The sequence below is a fragment of the Pedobacter indicus genome, from assembly GCF_003449035.1.
GTDB lineage: Bacteria > Bacteroidota > Bacteroidia > Sphingobacteriales > Sphingobacteriaceae > Albibacterium > Albibacterium indicum.
In genome coordinates this window covers 2,184,806-2,207,366 of sequence record NZ_QRGB01000001.1, presented here as the reverse complement: position 1 = coordinate 2,207,366, position 22,561 = coordinate 2,184,806, and the positions used below count along the sequence as shown (strand labels likewise).

Genomic DNA, 22,561 nt, shown 5'->3' with positions numbered 1-22,561 from the left:
TACTATATTTTTGCATTCAGTTTATAATCATTCTAAATAATATAAATAATGAGATCATCTACTATATTGGGCTGTAGTGCCTTACTTTCTTTGTGTTTGCTGTATAACCCATCGCACGCACAACTCTCTGGTCCGTCGGCTGCGAGCGAAATCGAAGCACAACATGCAGAAGACGAATCGCAACGTCCTGGATCTATATCCGGATTGATACTTTCTGAAAACGACGAACCTCTTGTTGGGATCAGCTTAAATCTGGATGAATTATCCCTGAAGATAACCAGTGATGAACACGGTCGCTTTGAGCTGAAGAATATTCCGCCCGGAAATTATACGATCACCGCTTCTGGTCTGGGCTACGCAGCGTCTAAGCAAAACGTTATAGTCCGGGGTGGTCGCAATACCGAACTGAACCTACAGCTAAATAAGACTACCCAATCGCTTAACGAAGTAGTCATTACCGGTTCTCAGAATCGTTTCGCCAGAAAAGAAAGTGACTTTGTAGCGAAGATGCCCTTGCTGAATATAGAAAACCCGCAAGTGTACAACTCAATTGGCAAAGAACTATTGGCTGATCAATTGGTCTATTCAGTAGACGATGCGATGCGCAATGCTCCCGGAATCCAAAAAATGTGGGAAGCAACGGGTAGAGCCGGCGATGGTGGAAGCTACTATAACACTCGAGGTTTTATCACCCAAGGCTTATTGAGAAATGGTATTGCAGGAAAAGTTACCAGCTCGATCGACGCAGTCAATATTGAGAAAATCGAAGTAATAAAAGGCCCTTCAGCCACCTTATTTGGCAGCTCACTAACTTCCTACGGGGGAGCGATTAACCGGGTAACAAAAAAACCTTTTGAAACTTTCAGTGCGGAACTAACGGCTGCCGGAGGTACGCAAGATTTCCATCGCTTTAGCGCAGATATCAATACACCGGTGACTGCTGATAACTCCTTACTGTTCCGGTTAAACACAGCTTATAATTATCAAGGCACGTTTCAGGAAATAGGGTTTGACAAAAGCATTGCTGTAGCCCCGAGTTTGACTTACAAACCGAACGACCGGCTGACGGTTAATCTGGATGCCGAATTATTCTCGGTTAAGGGTACCGGGAAACAAATGATTTTCTTCTATTTCCCATCAGAAGCCCTTGGTATTCATAACGCAGCCGACATGAATTTGGATTATGAAAAGTCATATATGGGTGAAGGGTTGACACAAAAATCAAGAAATACCAATTTATTTGGTCAAGTGAATTACAAAATTTCTGAATCGATTACATCGTCGACCAACTTGACAGCTACAACCAACTCTTCCGACGGTTTCGGTGCTTATTTCTATCTGATGCCAGACAACTTGGTAACAGGAAATGACGCAGATGCCGGGCAGGCTAACTACCTTGTACGGGCTGACCAGTCGACCATAGATAGCAAAGATCGCAGCTTTGAAATCCAACAGCTATTTACGGGCGACTTCCAATTCGGCAATATGCGCAATCGTGTAGTTCTCGGACTTGATTACTATGCTACAAATATTGATGAAACATTTTACGGAAGCGTTTATGACACCGTCCCGCTAAACGATCCGGATTACGATTATGGGGACTTTAACGGTACAAACCAATCTGCTAAATATGAGAAAGATGAGATTGATTTCACCTGGCCGGTAAAGAAGAAGTCGAAAACTTACAGCGCTTTTATCTCCGATGTTCTCAATATTACGGATAACTTAAGTGTATTAGCTGCTTTACGTTTGGACCGGTTTGAAAATGCGGCCGGTACTGAAGGTGAAGACTTCGCTGGTTACAATCAAAATGCGCTTTCACCAAAGTTTGGTATCGTCTACCAGCCTGTTCTTGACCGCATTTCTCTATTCGCAAATTACCAAAATAGTTTTACCAACAAAGGCTTTTATACGGCATACGATGCCAACGTGCCTGAAAAAGTCACCCAGAAAGCTGCCGACCTGGAACATGCCAACCAGATCGAAGGTGGAGTAAAACTTGATTTGCTTGACGGAAAACTAACAACTTCCTTAAGCTATTACGATATATTGGTAGAGAATGTGCTGAGGCCAGACCCCAACCCTGAAGCGGCAGGACTTTCTACCGAAGTGCAGGATGGATCACAACGAAGTAAGGGTTTTGAAATCGATGTCATTGCCAGTCCGCTTGAAGGGCTCAATATTGTAGCTGGATTTTCATACAATGATTCGGAGTTTGAAAAAGCAGACGCCGATGTTCTGGGACGCCGACCTACAACAGCCTCTTCGCCTTATCTTGGTAATCTGTGGATAAGCTACCGCTTTCCAGCAACTATTGCTAAAGGACTCGGTGTAGGATTTGGTGGAAATTATGCCAGTGAAAACAAAATCATGAACAGTGTGTCCAACGGCATATTCCTCCTCCCCTCTTATACGGTATTCAATGCTTCTGCCTTTTACGATTTTCCAAAAATACGGGTAGGTATCAAAGTAGATAACCTAACCAATGAACATTACTGGATTGGTTACACGACGGCTAACCCACAATCAACCCGCCATATGGTGGCAAGCCTTTCTTATAAATTTTAAAGTCTTCAGCAAAATACAACACAGTACGTCTTTTTTCATTCTTAAGCCCAGACAAAATTCAGTCTGGGCTTTTTTTAAGTTTGGACTTTTCAACACGTGCTACTCCATTACCATATTTTAAAAATTTAATGGAAACGTTTGCACTCAATTATTTTTTTAGCTAGATTCGTTTTTAAAGTCACACTTAATTAACTTAATTGTTCAACAAACTAAAAATTATGAAAAAACATTTTACTTTAACCTAATCGGTCTGACGAAGACACCCAGAGACTAAAAACCTGAATTATAATTCAATAATTCTTTTTCTTCCAGAGCAAACTATACTTCAATTTTATTGAAAAGGAATTCTATTGTCTAATTTCTAAACCATTAACCAAATGATCAAATTACGATTGAAATCAACAATCCTGCATGCAAAATATGTGGGTTTGTGTTTGCTGTTCCTGCAGCAAACAAACGAAGTTTACCCCAAGGTAAAACTTCCAGACAAAGCCTTTAACCCCATTGGCTTACAACAGAAGGCTGTTACTGGGAAAGTGACAACGCCTGACGACCCAGAGGGGTTACCAGGGGTTACCGTCAACATTAAAGGTACAACAGAAGGAGTCAGTACCGATACAGATGGAAATTACCAATTACTGAATGTCCCCGGCGACGCCACCCTCGTATTCAGCATGGTCGGTATGGAACCCCATGAAGAAGCAGTGAATAACCGGGAAACAATTAATGTTGTGCTGACGCCAACCGCTTCAGACCTGGACGAAGTTGTGGTAGTCGGCTACGGTGTGCAGAAAAAAGCAACCAAAACAGGAGCTATCTCACAAGTCAAAGGTGAGGATCTAAAACAAGCGCCTGTGGTGAATATTGAAAACACCTTGGCGGGACGGATTCCCGGTGTGATGGGCTTAAACCAAAGTGGTGAGCCGGGTTATGACGGATCGAATATCCTGATTCGTGGTAGAAATACACTTAACTCTGATAACTCCGGGCCGCTTATCGTTATAGACGGCATACCGGACCGAGGTGGCATGGGGCGGTTAGATCCGAATGAAATTGAGAGCGTTTCTGTTTTAAAGGATGCACAGGCTGCTATTTACGGGTCTCGCTCAGCAAATGGTGTTATTGTGATCACGACAAAGCGAGGCATCACCGGCGAACCAAGAATCAATTATAATTTCAATCAAGGTTTTGTGGCGCCAACCAAATTACCCGAAATGGCCGATGCAGCCTTATACGCGCAACTTGAAAATGAAATTCTCGCTTACGGTGGCGATGCATTAAAGTGGACAGATGAGGATATCGAGCATTTCAGAAATGGGGACGATCCCTGGCGTTATCCAAACACCGATTGGCTAGATGCTGTTGTTGCCAATAATTCGTTGCAAAACAAACATTCTCTATCAATTCGAGGCGGTACGGAAAAGATGCGTTATTTTGCTTCTTTAGGTACACTTTTTCAAGATGGGATTTACAAAAACAGCGCAACCAACTACAAACAGCATAATGCGCGGATTAACCTTGACGCGAATGTCGGCGAGTATCTGGATTTTAAACTGGATCTCGCTGGTCGCTTGGAAGACCGGAATTTCCCTCCGAGAAGTGCCGGTTCTATTTTCCGGGCAGCGATGCGGGGAAGACCCACTGAAGCAGCGGTTTGGCCAAACGGCTTACCGGGACCGGATATTGAATTTGGAGACAACCCTGTTGTTACTGCCACCAATGAAATCGGTTATGACAATCATAAACGCTGGGTACTGAATGGAACCCTAGGCGCAACTTTTAGAATACCAGGCGTTGAAGGACTATCACTTGATGCAAACTTTGGTGTTGATGAGATGCTCAACTTTCAGAAGAGATGGACGAAACCCTGGATGTTGTATACACTTGATGGGTTTGATGAAAATGGAGAACCCATTCTAAGCGGATCTGAGCGCGGTGTATCGCAACCTGAACTGTTCGAACGCTATTATCAAGATCAATACATTACCATCAATGCGCGTGCAATTTTTGAACGCTCTTTCGGCGATCACAACCTGAACACCTTTGTAGCCGTTGAACAGATCGAAAATATTGGTGATGATTTTGAGGGCCAACGTAAATACTTCATCTCATCTGCCATTGATCAAATGTTTGCAGGCGGTGACCTGGAAAGGTCTATTACGGGATCGGGATATGAATATGCTCGTCGGAATATCTTTGGCCGGGTTTCCTATAACTTTGCTGAAAAGTACCTGCTTGATTTTAACTGGCGGGTTGATGGGTCACAGCGCTTTCCGAAAGACAACCGTTTTGGCTTCTTCCCCGGTGTCGGCATAGGTTGGGTAATCTCCTCGGAAGACTTCTGGAAAGATAATATCCCAGCAATCAATCATTTCAAACTAAGAGGTTCTTACGGACGCCTGGGTAGTGACCTGGTACCAAACTTTCAGTATTTGAGCACTTTTGCGTTTATGGATTCGGACGGGAACATGTTACCCGGAATAATTATGGGCGACGAGCTAATCCGCTCAATTATGCAGACGCGAACCCCAAACCCCAACATCGCATGGGAGCTCTCTGACAATTACAATGTGGGGATCGAATTGGAATTAAACGAAGGAAAATGGGCCTTGGAGGCCGACTGGTTTATGAATAACCGTTCGAACATCCTGACCCAGCGTTCTGCTTCGATGCCATTGTATGTCGGGTTTAGCTTACCGGATGAGAATATAGGTGAATCGACCAACCAAGGTATAGAGGGTGTAATTACACACCGTAATACTTTTGGAGATCTTTACCTTAATGTCTCTGCCAATGCTATGTATGCCCGTAATAAACTGACCTATTGGGATGAGACCCCCGGTGCACCGGATTATCAACGATCAACTGGGAAAACATTTGACGCTCCGCTATATTATGAATCGATCGGTATATTCCGTGATCAGGCGCATGTGGACTCCTACCCTCATATTTCGGGAGCACGACCAGGAGATATCATTTTTAAGGATATCAATGAGGATGGTCAGATCGATGACCTAGATCGGATGCGTTATGACTACACACAGTATCCGCGTTGGATATTCGGCTTCAACCTCGCCGCCGTTTATAAGGATTTTGACTTAACACTATTAATGCAAGGTTCAGCCGGAGCAAGACAATACGTAAGAACTGAATCTGGCTTAATCGGTAACTTCCCAGTTGCCTTTGTGGAAGATCGGTGGACAGAAGATAATATTGATGCATCGTGGCCGAGAACCTATGACCGGAACCGGGAATATTGGGTAAACCGTGAAAATACGTTTTGGTGGTGGAAAACAGATTTCTTACGCTTAAAAACGATCGAACTGGGTTATACGCTTCCACAAGATCTAACCCAAAAGGTATCGATCAGCTCACTTCGATTTTTCGCCAGCGGCCAGAATCTGTTGACTTTCTCAAAAGTCGATTTCTTCGACCCTGAGATTCCTAGTGGATCTGGACAATATTATCCACAAACCAAAATTTATAATATTGGTGTAAGTGTAACCTTTTAATTAAACGTACGATGAAAAAAATAGATAATATATTGATCGGCGCTCTGGCTCTTGCTCTATCAGCAAGTTTTAGCGCATGTCAAAAAGACTTTTTAGACCGCAAGCCCTTAACGGAGATATCCGAACTTGATGTATGGACCGATCCGAACCTTACAAAGGCCTTTGTAGCACGTATGTACGAAGAGATGGATCATGGTTTTGCAGAAGTGATGATCTCTTCCCTGACGGATGAGTCCAGGTTTATTCACGACTACAATACTTCCCGTGTACTACAAGGCAACATTAGTCCAGATGAGCACGGCGCTGTGTGGGATTTTGCCAATTGGGGTAAATTCTATGGTGTGATACGCAACACGAACATGTATTTCGAAAATATCGACGAAGTACCGTTTACTGATGAAAATGACAAACAACAGTTAACGGGGGAAGTTCATTTTATGAGAGCTTATAACTATTTTATGCTTCTTCGGATGTATGGAGGGGTTCCGCTGATTACGGAGACCTTTGGTCTGGATGATGAAGAAGCTATCCAGTCGGTAAGTAGAAACTCGTATGAGGAAACAGTGAACTTTATCGTGGCAGAATGTGACAAAGCAATCGAGATGACAAATGATGAAACAACACGAGGTGTTGTTAATAAATCTGCCGCCCGTGCGCTCAAATCACGTGTATTGCTTTATGCTGCTAGTGACCTGTACAACAAACCGGGAAACAGCAATGAATTGGTTGGCTATACAAGCGGTAGCCAAGTAGAACGGTGGCGAGCAGCGAAAGACGCAGCCTATGATATCATCGAAACCAATTTGTATTCGCTGTACAACAAAAGTGAAGATCCGACCGAAAATTACACCAATATCTTCTTAGATAAAACAAGTGAAGAAACCATCTTTGCAAAACTTTTTGACAGAGAATTATTGGGCACGTCGCACGATTTATACAATGGGCCAAATGGGTATAATAACTGGGGCGGTAATGTCCCTCTTCAAAACATGGTTGACGTTTATCAAATGAACGATGGGTCGCCATTTAGCTGGACAAATAACGCGCATAAAATTGCTCCGTATGAGAACCGAGATCCACGTTTCGCTGCGACCATTCTTTATAACGGAGCGCCTTGGAAACAAAGAGGTGACAATGGAATCGGGCTAGACCCTGTTGGGGTAATCCAAACCGCTCAGTATGAATATTGGAATGGTAGCAGCGTACAAACCCGCTGGGGACTAGATACTCGTAACTCACCGATCGAGAGTTGGAACGGAACTTATAGCGGTTATTATCTTCGGAAATTCATGGACATCACACTCAATGCTCAATTTATCCGTGGAGACCAGGACTGGATATTTTTCCGATATGCTGAAGTGTTGCTCAACTATGCAGAAGCTTGTATCGAGTTAGGTGAAGAAGCTGAAGCAAAGAAATATCTGAAAATGGTTCGCGAGCGTGCGGGTATGCCTGGTTCGTCTGTTGATAATGCCTCTGGTCAGGCACTCGAGAATTTATACCGGTACGAGAGACGTGTAGAACTGGCTTATGAAGGGCATCGGTTTTTTGATGCTAGACGCTGGATGACCGCGAAAGAGGATTTCAGCAAACCTGCTCAGGGAATTGTGATCTATGGAAAATTACAACCCGATCGTAAGACACTGGTCTATAGTTACACTGTTGACAATATTCAGGATCGTAGCTTCCCTGAGAAAATGTATTTTATCCCCATTCCAATCGGTGAAATACGGAAAAATGAGAACATAGAACAAAATCCAAACTACTAAGGAATAAAACCCGAACTACGAAGGATCTGTTTCTGTTCTTTCAAAACAAAACCCCGATGCGCGCTGCATCGGGGTTTTGTTTTGATCAGGATCAAGACCTTTTAGTCAAATCCTGATTAAATGTCAGGTTGTATCGTCTTATTTTAATGATACAATCCAAGCAGCGATCTTTTCAATATCTGCTTTTGGAACATGCGACATCGGTGGCATTTCGGTAGCGTATTCAGGCCAGTTCGAGGGTTTTGGTGTGATAATCAATTTCACCAATTCATCAACTGTGTAATTGCGCTTTGCAATCTCTTTATACGCTGGTCCAACCTGTTTTTTATCCGGATTGTGGCAAGCAATACAAGTGTGACGACTTAACAAACCTTTCACCTCATTATAAGTAGGTGCTTTTGCTACTACTTGTTTTGCCGGTGTGCCGGTCGATGCAGTCTTGGCTTTGCTAGGTGTTGTTGCTTTTGGTTCTGCTTTTTTCTCAACTAACGGAGGTATTGACGAGTCTTTAGTCGACAGTTCGCTCATGGCCAGCTTATTTCCTGAAGGGATGTTATGCAGGGTGTAATAAGCGGTCGGATGAACCAACGAATAGAAGCGATCTTTAGAACGAACACCATCTAACCGAAGCGTATGAACGTAATGTTTCTTCAAACCATCTGTTACAACGCGCACACGCATACCATCATCAGATAATTTAACACCTTTAATCTTAGGGGTTTCCTGATTTACTGGTGGGCTACCGTAAACAGAATTATATTTATAAGTATGCGTTTCCAAGGTATACGAAGCAATATCTTCCGCTGATTTAGCATCTACAGGCAATGTAAATTCAATTTCAAACCCATCTGGCATCGCGCGTACAGCTTTCATTTCAAATGGCATCTCTTCAACATCATATACCAAGCGCTGAAGTCCTTCATTGGCATCACCGGCAGATCCCCAACCACGGTTGGTTTCCCCTACAAACAGAGATCCGTCTTCAGCCCAAGCCATGCGGAGGACACCCGAACGGAAACCACTACGGAATGCAATGGCAGCTCCCTGATATTCACCATTCACTTTTTCCAGGAATATACGGTTGATCATACTCATGCCCTGGTCACCGACCAATACCTGTCCTTCGAACGGCCCAAAATGACCTTCAGGAATAACAACAGGTTCAGAGGTAGATATACCCAAAATACCATGTGGCAACCAAACTGCTGGCAATTGTAGCTCAGGAATATGTTCCTTTACATCAGCCATGGTTTTAAAATCAGTTTCATGAATAATGTTCTCCGGTTTAACCGCCCGACCTTCAGCGTTTCTAGTCCTTCTCTCGTCAACCTGGCTGAAAAGATCCTCCTGTTTCACTTTAAGCGGGGAATTCGGAAGATCCGTCCACACCAAACCAGCGGCGTGACCTGTAAACGCTCCTTTTGGCAGATACCATAAACCACCAGAACCTATCCAGTCACCTTGGTTCTCAGTGTAAAACAATTCGTCATATAAGAATCCGGGACCGGCAGGAGAACGCATACCCGTAGCCCAAGGCTTCATGGTACCATCTTCAAAGATCTGCATAGTCCACCCTCTCCATGGAACGCGGCTCTCTCCTCTCCACCATTCTTCATCACCGAAAGCTACATTAGCAGTCACAAAAAATGAGCCATCAGGAGCGATTTTCGGTCCAAAGCTATATTCATGATAGTGTCCTGAAATAGGCCAAGCGTAGATAGTTTCATATACATCTGCTTTGCCATCCAAATCAGTATCGATTAATTTCGTTAATTCACCACGTTGTGCACAATAAAGTGCACCGTCTTTGTAGGCTAGACCAAGAATCTCATGTAATCCGGAAGCAAATTTTCTGAAATAAGGTTTGTTGCTCGTTGGGTTTTCAACGATGTACACATCGCCACGACGAGTAGATACGGCCAAATTACCGTTTGGCATTGTAGTCAGTCCGCCAACCTCAAGCAGAACGCCTTCCGGAGCAGGCACCTTAAGTATCTTATAAAAGTCCTCTTCGGACGGAGTTTCCTGTGCAAAAAGCGGCACATTAGCAATCATCAAGAAAGCTAGTACCGACAATATATAATGTATTGATATTTTTTTAATCATGTCTTTTCTAGTAATCTGCATTCACTTAAAATAAAATAGTATAGCTGATTTCACCTCGAACCGGAACGATCAACTCCTGACCGCCATCAACATTACGAATGAACGGCTTATTTGATTTGGCATTATCCAGGTTCAAATAGTATTCCTTATCGCCAATGATGTAGCTACCACGTGATGTTTCTTCTATTTTCGAAGCTGAAGCGAGACGCAACGATAATCCGTCTGCATCCTTAACCCGGATAGTCCGATTAAAGCCTTTACCATCAGTTCTCGCCTGAACGAAATCCTCTACCTCAGTACCGTAGATAAGATATTTAAACGTAGGTTGATTGTCAGCATTCACCGCATATCCTTTTTGACGAAATTGAGTACCCGCAGTATCAACAGGCCATGTGCTTTGATTATCAGCTAATTTAGCAAGGCTTAATACAGGTTTTCCGAAACGCTGAACAGCGCCACGAGGCGTTGAGGTTCCGTTTCCTCTCCCATCCCACATAGGTGTGGTATCCAGGAAGTCGCCACGCCACACTTGAACCAAGGCACCATAATCCATATCATAGGTATAATGCACACCTTGGGGGCTACCCACAGAAACCGCGTGTACCGACTTTTCGCGGTTATCTAAATTCATAAAGCTTCTTAGGATTGTGGTAACCGGTGCGTCCAATAAAATAGGATCTTTAGCATTTCGGTTATTACTATTGCCATCAGCTTTATTATCCAACTCATTGATGGTAATATTCCTCAATGCAACTGCACCATGATCTCCTTGAATTCTTAACGGCGCTTTGGCAACTTCATCTTTGCTAATCGCTCCCTGTGTGGGGCCTGCCAGCTCAACGTTTTCCTGAACCAATACACCATTTATTAATACGTAAAGCAATCGTGCGTTTTCAGTTTTATTTCCGCTCGCATCAAAACGAGGTGCCTGAAAGCCGATTTTTAAGTTTTGCCAGAGGCCTGGTGCTTTACTTGCATTTACGCGAGGTGGTACAACATTGTATATTCCGCCATTGCTAGCCGAAGTTATTTGATTCTCTTCCCAAGAATCAAACAATTGAACTTCATACCGACCCTGTAAATAGATACCTGAGTTTCCATTGCTAGGTAAAAGATAATCCAGCTCCAGCTCGATATCGCCTAATTCAGCTTTCGTAAATAAATCTTCACCTTTTACCCTTCGAGACGGGTTGTTTACAAGAATTCCCGATCCGCTCGAAACAGTAAGTTCATTTTTTTCTGAAATGTTGCCATACACATTCCCTGCCATTTGCCAGCTTTTTCCCGGTTGGTTAAAAGCTGTTAAATCCTGTAAGGTAACCGGATCACTCGCTGTCTCGTGTATACTAAAGCCCGCACTGAGAGTCCAAAATCCGATACCGACGCCCAAAAGGCCTAAGTAGTTTCTTCTTTTCAACATGAATTGGTTAAATAATGATTTCAAATTTCGATAAAAATATTAAAACGTTTTAGCAAAGCAATAATGAACACATAACTTTTTTGTTACAGAAAAATATATTGCCTTGTAAGTTGCTAATTACCAACATTGTACCTGATGACCTTTCTGGTGATGCCTCCATCAATGGCTACACCTTCGATAACGACACGGTATGAGCCCTCACCAGCGTTATAATACTCTAGTAATGTTTCTCCGGATGCATCCGTCTGCACAATCGGATTCCAATAAATTGTACTCCTTGTATCTGCCTTAGTATCCAGAAGATCGCTAACCCCATATTTCGGCGAATAGAACTCCCTGACATTGCTATAACCCTGAGGGGTATATGTTTTAATATTATAAACCGTACGCTGGCCGGGAGTCCACCCTTTTGTATTGATAATAATAACACCGTTGGATCCTTCTGAACCGTATACAGCTGTTAATGATGGTGATCGTAATACTTCAATATTTAAAATGCTTGCCGGGTCTATCATATTCTGATCAAAGACTCCCGCGATATCCATCAAATCACCCTCACTGTCTTGGCGGAGAAGGCGACCGTCGATGAGCACCTGCATTTTACCATTCCCCCGCGTAGTTACCGGGAAGCTTACCGGTCCGACACTTGTTTGTTCGGTTACAAAACGTACACCACGTAACCGACCTTCTAAACAGGATCGCAACGTAGGGCAAGCCTTCAGTTCGTTAGCAGAAATCGTTTGGTCCGCCCTCCCCGAAGGATTTAAATTACTAGAGCTTCGGATGCTCGACTGTTTGGTAACAGTCACCGTCTCAAGGTGAATAACTCGGCTTTCTAAGCCCAATTTAGAAAGAGCATCATCATTCTTTTTAACCCTTTCAAGATACGTTTTCAACGAATCTTGTGGATCAATCATATAGTCACCTCGGTTTCGTGTTGAAGTAATCGGCATACCCGGTATACCATCTAATAAAATCTCAACATTGTCCTTCCCCTTTGGAGATAAACCTTGAACAGAAAAGCTTAGGCTATCGGTCAACAATAAATTGTCAAAAACAAAATTGCCTTTTTCGTCAGTTATAGTATCTAAAGTCACCTGTGCGGCAAAAGAATTCAGGATAATGTTCCCATTTGCTACTGGTTTGCCCAGTAGAGTCTGCAGTTTACCGTTGATTTTCGTGGTCAATTCCTCTGGTGGAAATTCAATAGGCGCTAATTCATTGGCAAGTAATGTGTCCCAGTTAAACTTCCGATACCCTTGTGTTAACATTAAAATATCCAGATGATCCGTTTTCTTTGTATCAATGTCCGTAAAATAATAATTGGGTTTTTCGATATAGCCCTTAATTTCAGATCGCAATAGTAGCTCAGAAAATATAGAACTTTCGGATTCAGGGTCGACAGCGATATCATTTTCGTTAATAACGGAAGCCGAAAAGCGTCCTCGCACCAAATTGTTATTAGAATCGACAGCCTTTAAGCTCAATTTGACTAATTCACGAGCACCGTAAGATTCTTTATCCAGTTCCGGAACAACAGTAAATTCATCAAACTTTTCAATAAACACCAACCTTTCATTCACAGGCTTCCCATCTGCATTAAACAAAGTAAACTGCGTAATACCTAGAGGAAAATCTTGAATTGGAAGCCGCAAGGTGTTAAGACTTTTATTGATATCGAAGCCTCCGGCAAACAGCACCTCACCATTATTTTGAGCAATTAAACTAACCGAACCAAAGCTTTGATCAGACGATAAGATACGCACAACCAATGTATCGCTTTCCGCTTGCGGAAAGATACTAAGGACGTAACCCTGTGGCAGAACATCGGGCAAGGCGGCAGTCAAACTTGTTCCATCGGGCAATTCTACAACAGCTTCATAGGATTCACCCTCAGATGGTGTGATGTTTAATACACCCATACCAAGATGTTCGCTTTGAAATTCACTAACGACGTTACCTTTCGAGTCTTTTACAACTCCTCTCATATCGACACCTAAGCCTTTAGCGCCTATCGCTTTAAAAGCTACCCGTACAGGCAGCCCTGCCACTAGATGACCGCTCTCCGGAAAGAATTGAACATCGGCCTTCTGATAAGGAATGGGAAAAGTTTGTCTGTCCCATTGGTTTTTTTCTGTCTCAACCTCACTTAAAATATATAGGCTATTGATATCAACCCCTTTTTTTTCAAGTACTGATGTTTTCACTTCGATTTCCAATTGGCCATTTGTGTCAGTCTTTACATTATCTGTAAGGATAACTTCATTTGCAGTCCTAATTTGATAAAAGATCCGCTCATCAGCAATAGGTTTCGAATTACTATCTAAATAACTAATAGTTGCCAACAGACGAGGATCTGAACCGTCCTGATCATACGAAAAGGAAATCTTTGAGTTTGCTTTTTTCGGAGCGATACTGCCTATTATAAATGGATGATCGTAGAAATAGTCGGGATCTCCATTACGCATCCATTGCGTGTATGCCCTTAGTCGATAGTTTCCAGGCTCCAAGTCAACAGGTAAATCAATATTCCCAAAGGCCAAACCAGCCATTACTGGAAGCTTTAATGCAGCAGTTAATGAATCGGTTTCATTGATCAAATCTACATAAACCGCTCCACTAATAGCAGATAGTTGATGCCTGCCTCCTGCCATGATATAAGCTTTCATCCAGATCGTATCACCTGAAGTATAATACGGTCGATCCATATGGATGTAAACCTTTTCTTGTGGAAAACGGTCCGCCCACTGCTCGAGGGGATTAATAATCTGCTCCAACATATTCTGTGAAAAACCTTGAAAAGGTATCATAAACAGAAACAAAAAATACAAGAGAGCAGATCTTTTCATAATTACGGACTATACATACGACATATTTATTTATTGATCTAGCTGCTAAGGTTTACTCAGTAATCTCAACTCCGCAATCTGAATTAACCCGGCTCCCTGATTTGCTTTAAAATTCATCCGATAGTAGCGATATGGAGTAATATTTTCGAAGATGTATATTTTTTCCAAAAACCGGGTTTCAAATATCTGATCCACTTGTGAATCTAACACAATCCATGCGACACCGTCATCCGAAGCTTCTAAAACCCAATCCTTAGGGTCTCGTTCCGGGGCATCATTAGCCGACGTCACCATATAAGCGCTAATCACTACTGGTTTATTGTCATAATCGAACTGGGTCCACAAATCTCCTGTATAGTTAAATTGAAGAAATTTCGATTGGCGGTTATTATCGATTAGTTTTAACGAGCCCTCTCCTGCGGTCTTACCCTGGTCATTATCTCGCGAGACGGAAAAATACGCTTGTTCCGTAACATCATTTACGACTCCTTGAGTACTAACCAAAGCGTCCACTTCAATTTTAGATCCTTTTGGCGTGACAACTCTTACTGAATATTGCTCAAAGACACCTGGATCAACCGATATTTTTGCTGTTTCACCTTCTCCAACTTGTTCGGCAAGTGTACCTTGTCCTTTGAACCATCCAATGGACTGACTATTAAATGGCCTGTTTAATGAAAGTGTTAATAGTCCGTCTCCACCCAAATCTGCTTTAAAACCTAATAAACTATCGGGAAACAATTCGATTACCGTTTCTTTCTGTGCCCAATAGCCCTGTTCATTCGTAACAATCATCCGTACCTTGTATTCACCAGTATTAATATAAGTATGAGTCGGATTCTCATCATACGTAGTGCTATCGTCACCAAATTCCCACCGCACTTCATCAAAATTAGACGACGCATTATCGAATACAATTGTAAACGGATCGTTTTCATCCACTAACTTATAGCTAAAATCAGCTGTGGGTTTTGGCTGATCTACTTCGACAGGAGGAAGAGCTTCTTCTTTGCTGCATGACGAGACGATCACCATCGTCATAAAAATGAGATAAGCAATGTAAAATATATTTTGTCTCTTTACCATCTTTAGATTCATTTAATAATAAATATTTATTCCTCAGTTTGACCAGCCGGATATAAAAGCGATCGAGGTATAATCTGTCTAGCAATGCCCTCGGAAGCAACTTCAAATTCTAATTTCGCTTGTTGTCCTCCAACATTTTCACGATGATGCGCTTCAATAGTATAACGTTGACCTCTTTCGAGGAATATCCTGCCAAACCGAGTCGGTTTATCCCATTCTGTAGTGAAATCGTCAACCAAAACTTTTCCGTCAACAATGAGCCGGGCTCCATCGTCCCACTGTGTTTGATAGAAGGTATATTCGCCACGAACCGGTGCAAAGAATTCCCCTGTCCACCTAACTGACCAATTATCGCCCGCACCCGGAAAAGGTTCCCATCCAACGAAGTCAATACGCTCATCTATCCTAACCAAGTCGGGTTGCCTGCCATCTTCATCAAGGAGTTGAGTGCCTTTGAAATACTCGGCAAGCAACCCACTTCCCGATCCAGGAAGGTAGGAGTTGTTGTCAAGGCTGACAGAGGGATCGACAATAACGACAACAGTTTTTTCTACCGGATGCAGAACATGTCGTGAAGGATCCCGTAAACTAATAACTACAGCCACCGGATTTTCCAAGTTATTATCCATTGTATTCCACGGAATACTAAATTCAAACGGCGCGTCGCTAATGTTGCTCCCAACATTAATGAGGGTATCCAAATTAAATTCGTTTTCTTGAAGTGCTTTAATATTATCGGGAAGTATACCACTGGCAATCAGAGAAGCAATGGTATCTATATTGTATTCGGCTTTGACAGTATAAGAGCGCCCGGGAACGCCGGCGAGACTAATTCCCAAGGGAATAGTAAGCCCAGCTGATGAAACACGGTAATTAACGCCTCGTTCGACATTTAGTATCCCATTCTCCTGATTAGTAACAGACAGATAATGAATTTCACTCTCTTCAAGAAGTTCTCTCGAATCAAGCATCAAGATGGCTGTTTGACTATCGCCATCTGTCTTGTTTCCTTTCGTAGGATCTACTAGGTTAATCGCCAGTGCTAACTTTTTACCATAGTTACGTTCGAACGCCGAAATACTGACTTGAATTTTAAATTTTGCATAATCTACCCCGAATGGAACAACCGCTACATTAGGAATTGTGAATGAACCCAAAGGAACCGGTACTGTATTCTCTAACGTTCCACTTTCGATAAGGGCATTGATGGTGTCATTGTTTAATTCTAGTCCGACTTGGAAAGCTTTATCTGCAGGGGCTGACAAAGAGATACCAACTTCGAACGCGACATTTTCATTATTTTTTTCCACCTCTCCGATAATAGTTCCCGCTGAAACTGTGAGGCCAGTACCTTTAGCCAGCGAGAAATCTTCTAATTCACGCTTCTGGCATGAATAAAGATGTGCTAAACAAAAGATGAGTATAGCCCCGGATATATAATAAGTAAGTCTTTTCATACTTGTTTATTTTTCTTATTAATTACTAAAAACCACTTTCAGCAAAACTTTATTGATCTAGCCAAACCCGACCATCTAATTGCCAACTTTCCTGTCGGGGTATTTTATACCAACTTATGATTTGCGCCGGGATATCCATATTTCGTGGCACCAATGAACCTAAATCCTCGATAGAGGGTGCGCAGATATACTCCGCCAAACGATCCCAAGTTGGATCGCCATTGTAGGTCATATGGCTACTAAATGGGCCTTCGTCTTTAATTATGTTCCCTTCTCCCTCTACTACTGGCCAGTAGCCTATTAAGTAGTCATAATACGGGTGACCTGGATCAACATACGTGTCACAAGAGAATCGATTGATGACAGAGTCTGGTAATGCGGCTTTCCAGATGCGGATATCACTTAAATAAGCATCAGGTTCTCGATGACCGTTTCCATTTATATATCCTAGCGTCAAATCGGCTGCATTGTCTAAATTGCCCCAATCGGTAATATCCCTCTCGTTATTAAAGTTACCATTCGTAAAAGTTCGTACATATCGTCTATTGTCCCTCTTGACACCCACAACGGCTAAGCTATTCCAAGTGGCATCTGACAAGGTACCACCCCTCACCTGTTCACCGCCACCAGTACCGCGCGCATTGAACATCCAAAAATTATCTTCCAAGAAAATCACCCATCCATTTGATGGCCAACCTGATGACCACTCAGGTCGCTTACCTAGGATTGACGGATAATAAAATTTATAATTATTGTTTGGACCCAGGTTTTTCTTGACTTTGATTTCAATCGTAAATTCGTCATTACCTAGGTTATAAATCGAATTATCGCCCTCGGTAACCTGCGCATTCACTTGGTTATTAAATTTTAAGAAACTACCCTGGTAGCGGTTACCCAAATATGGCTTTCCAATAAATCTTGTCGAATAACGGCTTGAATGAAAGATAGTAAATGTATTAGCATCTGTGTTGCTAAAAATGGTGTTATCATTTTCAGTATCCGGCAAAACATAGTGCCCTCCCCTGCTAGACGCTACAATGACTAGCCAATTTTCTGTGTCATAATTTGGTCGTGCTCTTAACCCTTCAATAATTTCACCTAAATAATCATCAAAATCTACAATAGCATTTTTATATTCTGGTACACTTATATCATAGCCATATTGTGCACCTGCTTGATCAACAGACGTGAAATGCCCCATAATAAAAGATGCTGACTCATCTCCTAAACTTGTTATTACGGCTTCTTTAACCTGAGTATCCGTCGTGAAGAACTCGCTAACGTCTGCTGAAGATGTCAAGTTATTTTTAAATATCTGTGAACTTGTATAAACATTGATTTCAGTGTTTGCATCGTACGCTTTCAATCGATCAAACACAAGCGGATAACTCTCTAAATTATTGTTAGAAAAATCGTTACCCAAGACCCCATGTTTGTCTTTATTTACGCCGGTCAACATATCGGCCCAATTGGTACCTTTGTCATTAGCGGTTTCGTCACTCAAAGAAACCCATGTATAGATAGATTTTGAGAGCAAAGCGGTTATGTTTTTTGTACGCGCATCGCGAACTGACTGCCCTCTCGCCCCGTCAACGACTAAATAGAGTACTTTCGGATTACCATAAGTCACCGAAACTGAATCATTATATTCCTCATCCGGAATGAGCCTTGAAAATTCCTGCTGACATGAAGAGACGATAAGCCCTCCTACGCAAAAGGCAAGCAAAGCCGTAAATGAGTTCCCCCTGAATCTAGAAAATATTTTCATAATTTATTTATTTACAATGCTATTGTTCATTAATCACCAAACGCAGTATATTATTTACTGGTTCACCATCAAAGCGGTTAAACCCACCGATTAGCAAAAGAGCTTTACGCCTGTCTTCTGTTTCCATTTCGATAACATCTGCTAGCCATCCATTAAATTCACCAGTAGAATTATATCCGGGAGCCAATTTTCCTGTACTATCCAAAATCATAAAACCATTTCTGGCGACCCCCTCATAGGTTTTGAAATTACCTGACGCGACTATGAGTCCGGTACTTAGTTGTTTCGCCTCATTAATTCCTCCACCTTCAACTTGCCCCGCTTTAAAGGTTTCATCTAATGTCCCATCGTCATTCAGTAACGCAAGCCATGCGACTGCTTTCCCGTTGTAGGATTTAAAATTTCCGACTATTAAATATTTATTGGTTAATGGATTATACGTGACATTATTAATTCGGTAATCTGCACCAGTTCCACCTACATTAAATGTCGGATCGATACTCCCGTCGGCCGTCAACCTGGTAATTCGCCCTGCAGTGGTATTGTCAAATGTGGTGAATTCGCCATAAACCAGTAGTTTATCCTTATGAACACCCTCAGTATGAAGTAAAGTATTGATCCGACCATTTCCCCCCGGCAAACCCGTATTGGTAGATGCATCAAACCGATAGGTCTTATCTAAAGTAGCGTCTTGGTTCAGGCGTGCGATTTGTCTAATCTCTGTACTATCTAAAATCACGGAGTCTCTCGTCTCATATTTATTAGGCTTATCATATTGGCGGCTTATATAATATCTAAAGTCACCCGCAATCAAGATTTTACCTTGATGTTCATAAAGTTGCCCAATACCTCCATTTACCCCACCATTAAATCTTGGGAAATATTTAATGGTATCGGTCTGGTCAGGCCTTCTGAATGTATTAATACCCATTGTATCAATACTTCCGTTACTATTCAGCATAGTTAAACTACTAATATTCTCAGTACGTTGATCATAACCATTAAAGAACCCCGCAATCAAGTATTTTCCCTGAAAGGGTAAAATCCGATTAAGATGGCCATTCGCCCCTCTGCCAGCCCTCAAACTGGCGTCGTAGGTACCATCTTTGAAAGTTCGCACAATCCGGTTTATAGGACGAATGATTGCTTTATTATCATAATCAGTGAAACCTCCAACAAAAAAGACTTTCCCATCCTCCGTTTCATATCTATAATGGATCGCACCATTTGAACCATTAACAGCTCGAAATGTTGGATCTACCGATAGCAAGCCATCTACCTTAAAAATGGGTCCAAATATAACTTGGTCACCAACCGATATTGAAGTTACCCCAGAACTGGCATAGTCTGGCACAATTGCCGTAATTTCATCATCTGTAACATTTTTTACGATAGCCTCTTCTCCATTGAACCGAAATATCAATTCATCTTTGTATTCAAGCAATCCCGTAGCCTTAATCGTAACTTCAATTCCTGGCAGTCCTCTCTCTGGAACTGGAACTTGCGTCGTATTAATTTTTATACCCAACGGACTTTTGCCTTCACCATACGGTTCATCAAAGTGTTGAACTTCTTTTGTGCATGCTGGAAAAAGCATGGCAGTCAATGCCAATATTGCAACTATCCTTATAATACTGATTCTCATAATTTAGATTCGCTTATTATTAAAAAACTAAAGAAGGTTGACTTGATACAATCATCGTTTACTTTCCGCAATTTCATTCTCGATTTCCCCTCGATCAAAACCAAGCTCACCACCATTGACATCCAGTACATGCACAATTCCATTATCAGCCTCAATATCGGATGAGGCTACTCTTACCGTCCGCCAACCAGCCGTTGGCCGGGATATATCTGGAATGTATGAGATATGCAGCTGTCTATAACCCATATACTTAACACCTCCGGCATCGTTGTACACCACACCAATATTACTAACAGAATTATTATAGGAATAGTAGGTTTGTCCAGGGTATATGGTTTGTTGTCCGAAATCAATTTGCGGATAATCCATCAATTTGTTCTTTCCCCTGAACATGTGGCGTTGTAGATACTTTCTCCATATTAACGAATCGACGTCACTTAATACTTTAACCGTATCTTTACCCTCGTTATATAATCGTCTATTTAAACCACCCCGATCGAGCGCACCAATCAACTCTTTGATATTTTCATCTCTTGGAGCAAAAAAAGTCAATTCATCAGTTGTCAGATAATCATCCAGGCCGGCTAATTTGACAATCTGAACAACAGAATCAAACTCGACAGGCTTTGACTCCAGATACTGCAAAACTGACCCATCAAACCTACCATTTGCTACACCGCCCTCTACATAATAATCATCTTTTGTGCAAGCAGACAATACCATAAGCATCAATACTAGCTTCCACACGCGATTTCTAAATTTATGTATCATTAATGTTTTCATAATATTCCTAATGAAGCCTCTTTTAATTTCCAATTGTTTCCCAGTACTCATTCAATGTCATCTTTGGGTTGTTGTTTAGAGCTGAACGATCAATCGGCCAAGTCCATGCACGCCTATTGTACTGGTCTCTATTTAATGTTCTTCTTGCCCATTGACTGTTCATGATTCGCCCCGTTCTAATCAAATCAAAATAACGATGGCCTTCTCCGATAAGCTCTCGACAACGTTCCAAATAGATGTAATCTTTCAGATGATCTCCTCCCGGTCCACTATAAGGTGTTGCTTTTGCACGATTTCGAACCATGTTAACCATCTCACTAGCTTCCTGATCTCGTCCTAGCTCTGCTAATGCTTCCGCACGTAAAAGAATTGCATCAGAATATCTAAATATTAGAAATGTATTATCAGGATTGATATTTTCATTACCTGCGTCGGGAATATTGTGTGCAAATTTTGCTAGTAAAAACTCCCCATCTCCTGAATAAACACCGCCTCCATAGACATCGCCAAACCAACCATTGTTATCGATTGTTTCTTTACGCTGGTCTGCATCGTTCTCCGGAAATATCTTGGTCATATACTCAGTCGTATAATATGTTAAGCTTACTTGATGATCATATCTCGGGTTCTTATACGGCCACCGCAGAAAATTGTTGGCAACTGGAGCAATGAGATTAACATTGTCACCGTAATTAATGCTCCTAAAAAATTCAAATAAGCTTTCGTCTGATTTTCCTTTTACTACCAATTCCCATTGCTCCAAGGGTAAAAGACGATATGCCTGACTATTGATTAATGCCTGCCCCAATTCTGCAGTTTCAGTATAATGTTGCGTACGATTACCTCCATCGAATCCCGCATTCCACATGTTCATATGCATCAGCAACGCAACTGCACTTCCCCGACTCCCTCTTGCGCCCTTTAAAGAAGGGTCTGTATAAGTCCACGGCAGATCGTTCATCCGGCTTTTCATATCTTCAATACACTTGTTAATGACCTCAACCATCGGTTCTCGTCCAAGTGGATCAGATTGATATGCATTCGTATAATAAGGTACATCACCATATAGCCTCACCATCCAGAAATAAGTAAAACAGCGAATAAAGGTAGCTTCGGCAATATAGCGTCGTGTTTCAGCATCAGTAAGATTGGGGATACCTTCTTCCAGCTTTTCAATCAGAATATTCGTACCCTGAATAACTTGGAAGTATCCAGTCCAGTTTGTAATATCCCACAGATGGTAATGATCACGCCAAGCGCCGTTGTTAATGGCGTCCAACAGATCATTCCTTCCTAACGCCTCCACCATCCGGCCTTCCTGATTATAGCGGAAGTGTTGTTCTGATGCCATGACTTCTCCCGAGCGATACTCTCCAATCGATCCTATAACATGCGTTTGATTTATTTTCTCAAAAAACTTACTATAAATGCTTACCAAATTAGCTTCGACGTCATTTTTATCTTTATAAAAATTATTTCCGGTGAGCCTGTCCTTAGGTACTACATTCAGAAAGTCACTACATGCCGACAAGCTCACGCCTATCATTGTCATGAGGAAAATAACTGTTATTAATCTCTTCTTTTTCATCGATCGACCT

General features: G+C 42.0%; 12 protein-coding genes. 3 read left to right on the top strand and 9 right to left on the bottom strand.

All coding sequences use genetic code 11. The features are described from left to right. The first annotated feature begins 48 nt into the window (after positions 1-48). The 3 genes from D3P12_RS09800 (at position 49) to D3P12_RS09790 (ending at position 7,849) form a co-directional block, all read left to right on the top strand. Complete coding sequence (locus D3P12_RS09800; protein ID WP_118195045.1) at positions 49-2,568, top strand: TonB-dependent receptor; 2,520 nt, start codon at positions 49-51, stop codon at positions 2,566-2,568. 377 nt (positions 2,569-2,945) lie between these two features. Continuing rightward, on the top strand, positions 2,946-6,080 hold the full coding sequence (locus D3P12_RS09795; RefSeq protein WP_118195043.1) for a SusC/RagA family TonB-linked outer membrane protein: 3,135 nt from the start codon (positions 2,946-2,948) through the stop codon (positions 6,078-6,080). Positions 6,081-6,091: 11 nt separating this feature from the next. Then, a complete protein-coding gene (locus D3P12_RS09790) occupies positions 6,092-7,849 on the top strand; it encodes a RagB/SusD family nutrient uptake outer membrane protein (RefSeq protein WP_118195041.1) in 1,758 nt (585 codons plus the stop codon). Between the two features lie 138 nt (positions 7,850-7,987). Here D3P12_RS09790 and D3P12_RS09785 read toward each other — a convergent pair whose 3' ends face one another. The 9 genes from D3P12_RS09785 to D3P12_RS09745 form a co-directional block, all read right to left on the bottom strand. Continuing rightward, positions 7,988-9,955 (bottom strand): c-type cytochrome, encoded by a 1,968-nt coding sequence (locus tag D3P12_RS09785; protein ID WP_205941089.1) that lies wholly within the window; start codon positions 9,953-9,955, stop codon positions 7,988-7,990. A gap of 25 nt (positions 9,956-9,980) precedes the next feature. Beyond that, positions 9,981-11,375 carry a 3-keto-disaccharide hydrolase gene (locus tag D3P12_RS09780; RefSeq protein ID WP_118195039.1) on the bottom strand — a complete coding sequence of 465 codons (1,395 nt, stop codon included), beginning with the start codon at positions 11,373-11,375 and terminating at the stop codon, positions 9,981-9,983. A 113-nt stretch (positions 11,376-11,488) separates the two neighbouring features. Next, complete coding sequence (locus D3P12_RS09775; RefSeq protein ID WP_118195037.1) at positions 11,489-14,224, bottom strand: TonB-dependent receptor plug domain-containing protein; 2,736 nt, start codon at positions 14,222-14,224, stop codon at positions 11,489-11,491. A gap of 45 nt (positions 14,225-14,269) precedes the next feature. Beyond that, entirely contained in the window at positions 14,270-15,310 is a 1,041-nt protein-coding gene (locus D3P12_RS09770) for a PKD domain-containing protein (RefSeq protein WP_157970311.1), read from the bottom strand. A gap of 26 nt (positions 15,311-15,336) precedes the next feature. Next, the gene (locus D3P12_RS09765) at positions 15,337-16,767 is read right to left on the bottom strand and encodes a PA14 domain-containing protein (RefSeq protein ID WP_118195033.1); all 1,431 of its coding nucleotides are present in this window, start codon (positions 16,765-16,767) and stop codon (positions 15,337-15,339) included. 49 nt (positions 16,768-16,816) lie between these two features. Further along, on the bottom strand, positions 16,817-18,535 hold the full coding sequence (locus D3P12_RS09760) for an alkaline phosphatase family protein (protein WP_118195031.1): 1,719 nt from the start codon (positions 18,533-18,535) through the stop codon (positions 16,817-16,819). Positions 18,536-18,554: 19 nt separating this feature from the next. After that, positions 18,555-20,180 carry a DUF5008 domain-containing protein gene (locus tag D3P12_RS09755; RefSeq protein WP_118195029.1) on the bottom strand — a complete coding sequence of 542 codons (1,626 nt, stop codon included), beginning with the start codon at positions 20,178-20,180 and terminating at the stop codon, positions 18,555-18,557. A gap of 51 nt (positions 20,181-20,231) precedes the next feature. Further along, a complete protein-coding gene (locus D3P12_RS09750; protein ID WP_157970310.1) occupies positions 20,232-20,963 on the bottom strand; it encodes a fasciclin domain-containing protein in 732 nt (243 codons plus the stop codon). Between the two features lie 22 nt (positions 20,964-20,985). Beyond that, positions 20,986-22,551 (bottom strand): RagB/SusD family nutrient uptake outer membrane protein, encoded by a 1,566-nt coding sequence (locus D3P12_RS09745; RefSeq protein WP_118195024.1) that lies wholly within the window; start codon positions 22,549-22,551, stop codon positions 20,986-20,988. Positions 22,552-22,561 lie beyond the last annotated feature (10 nt).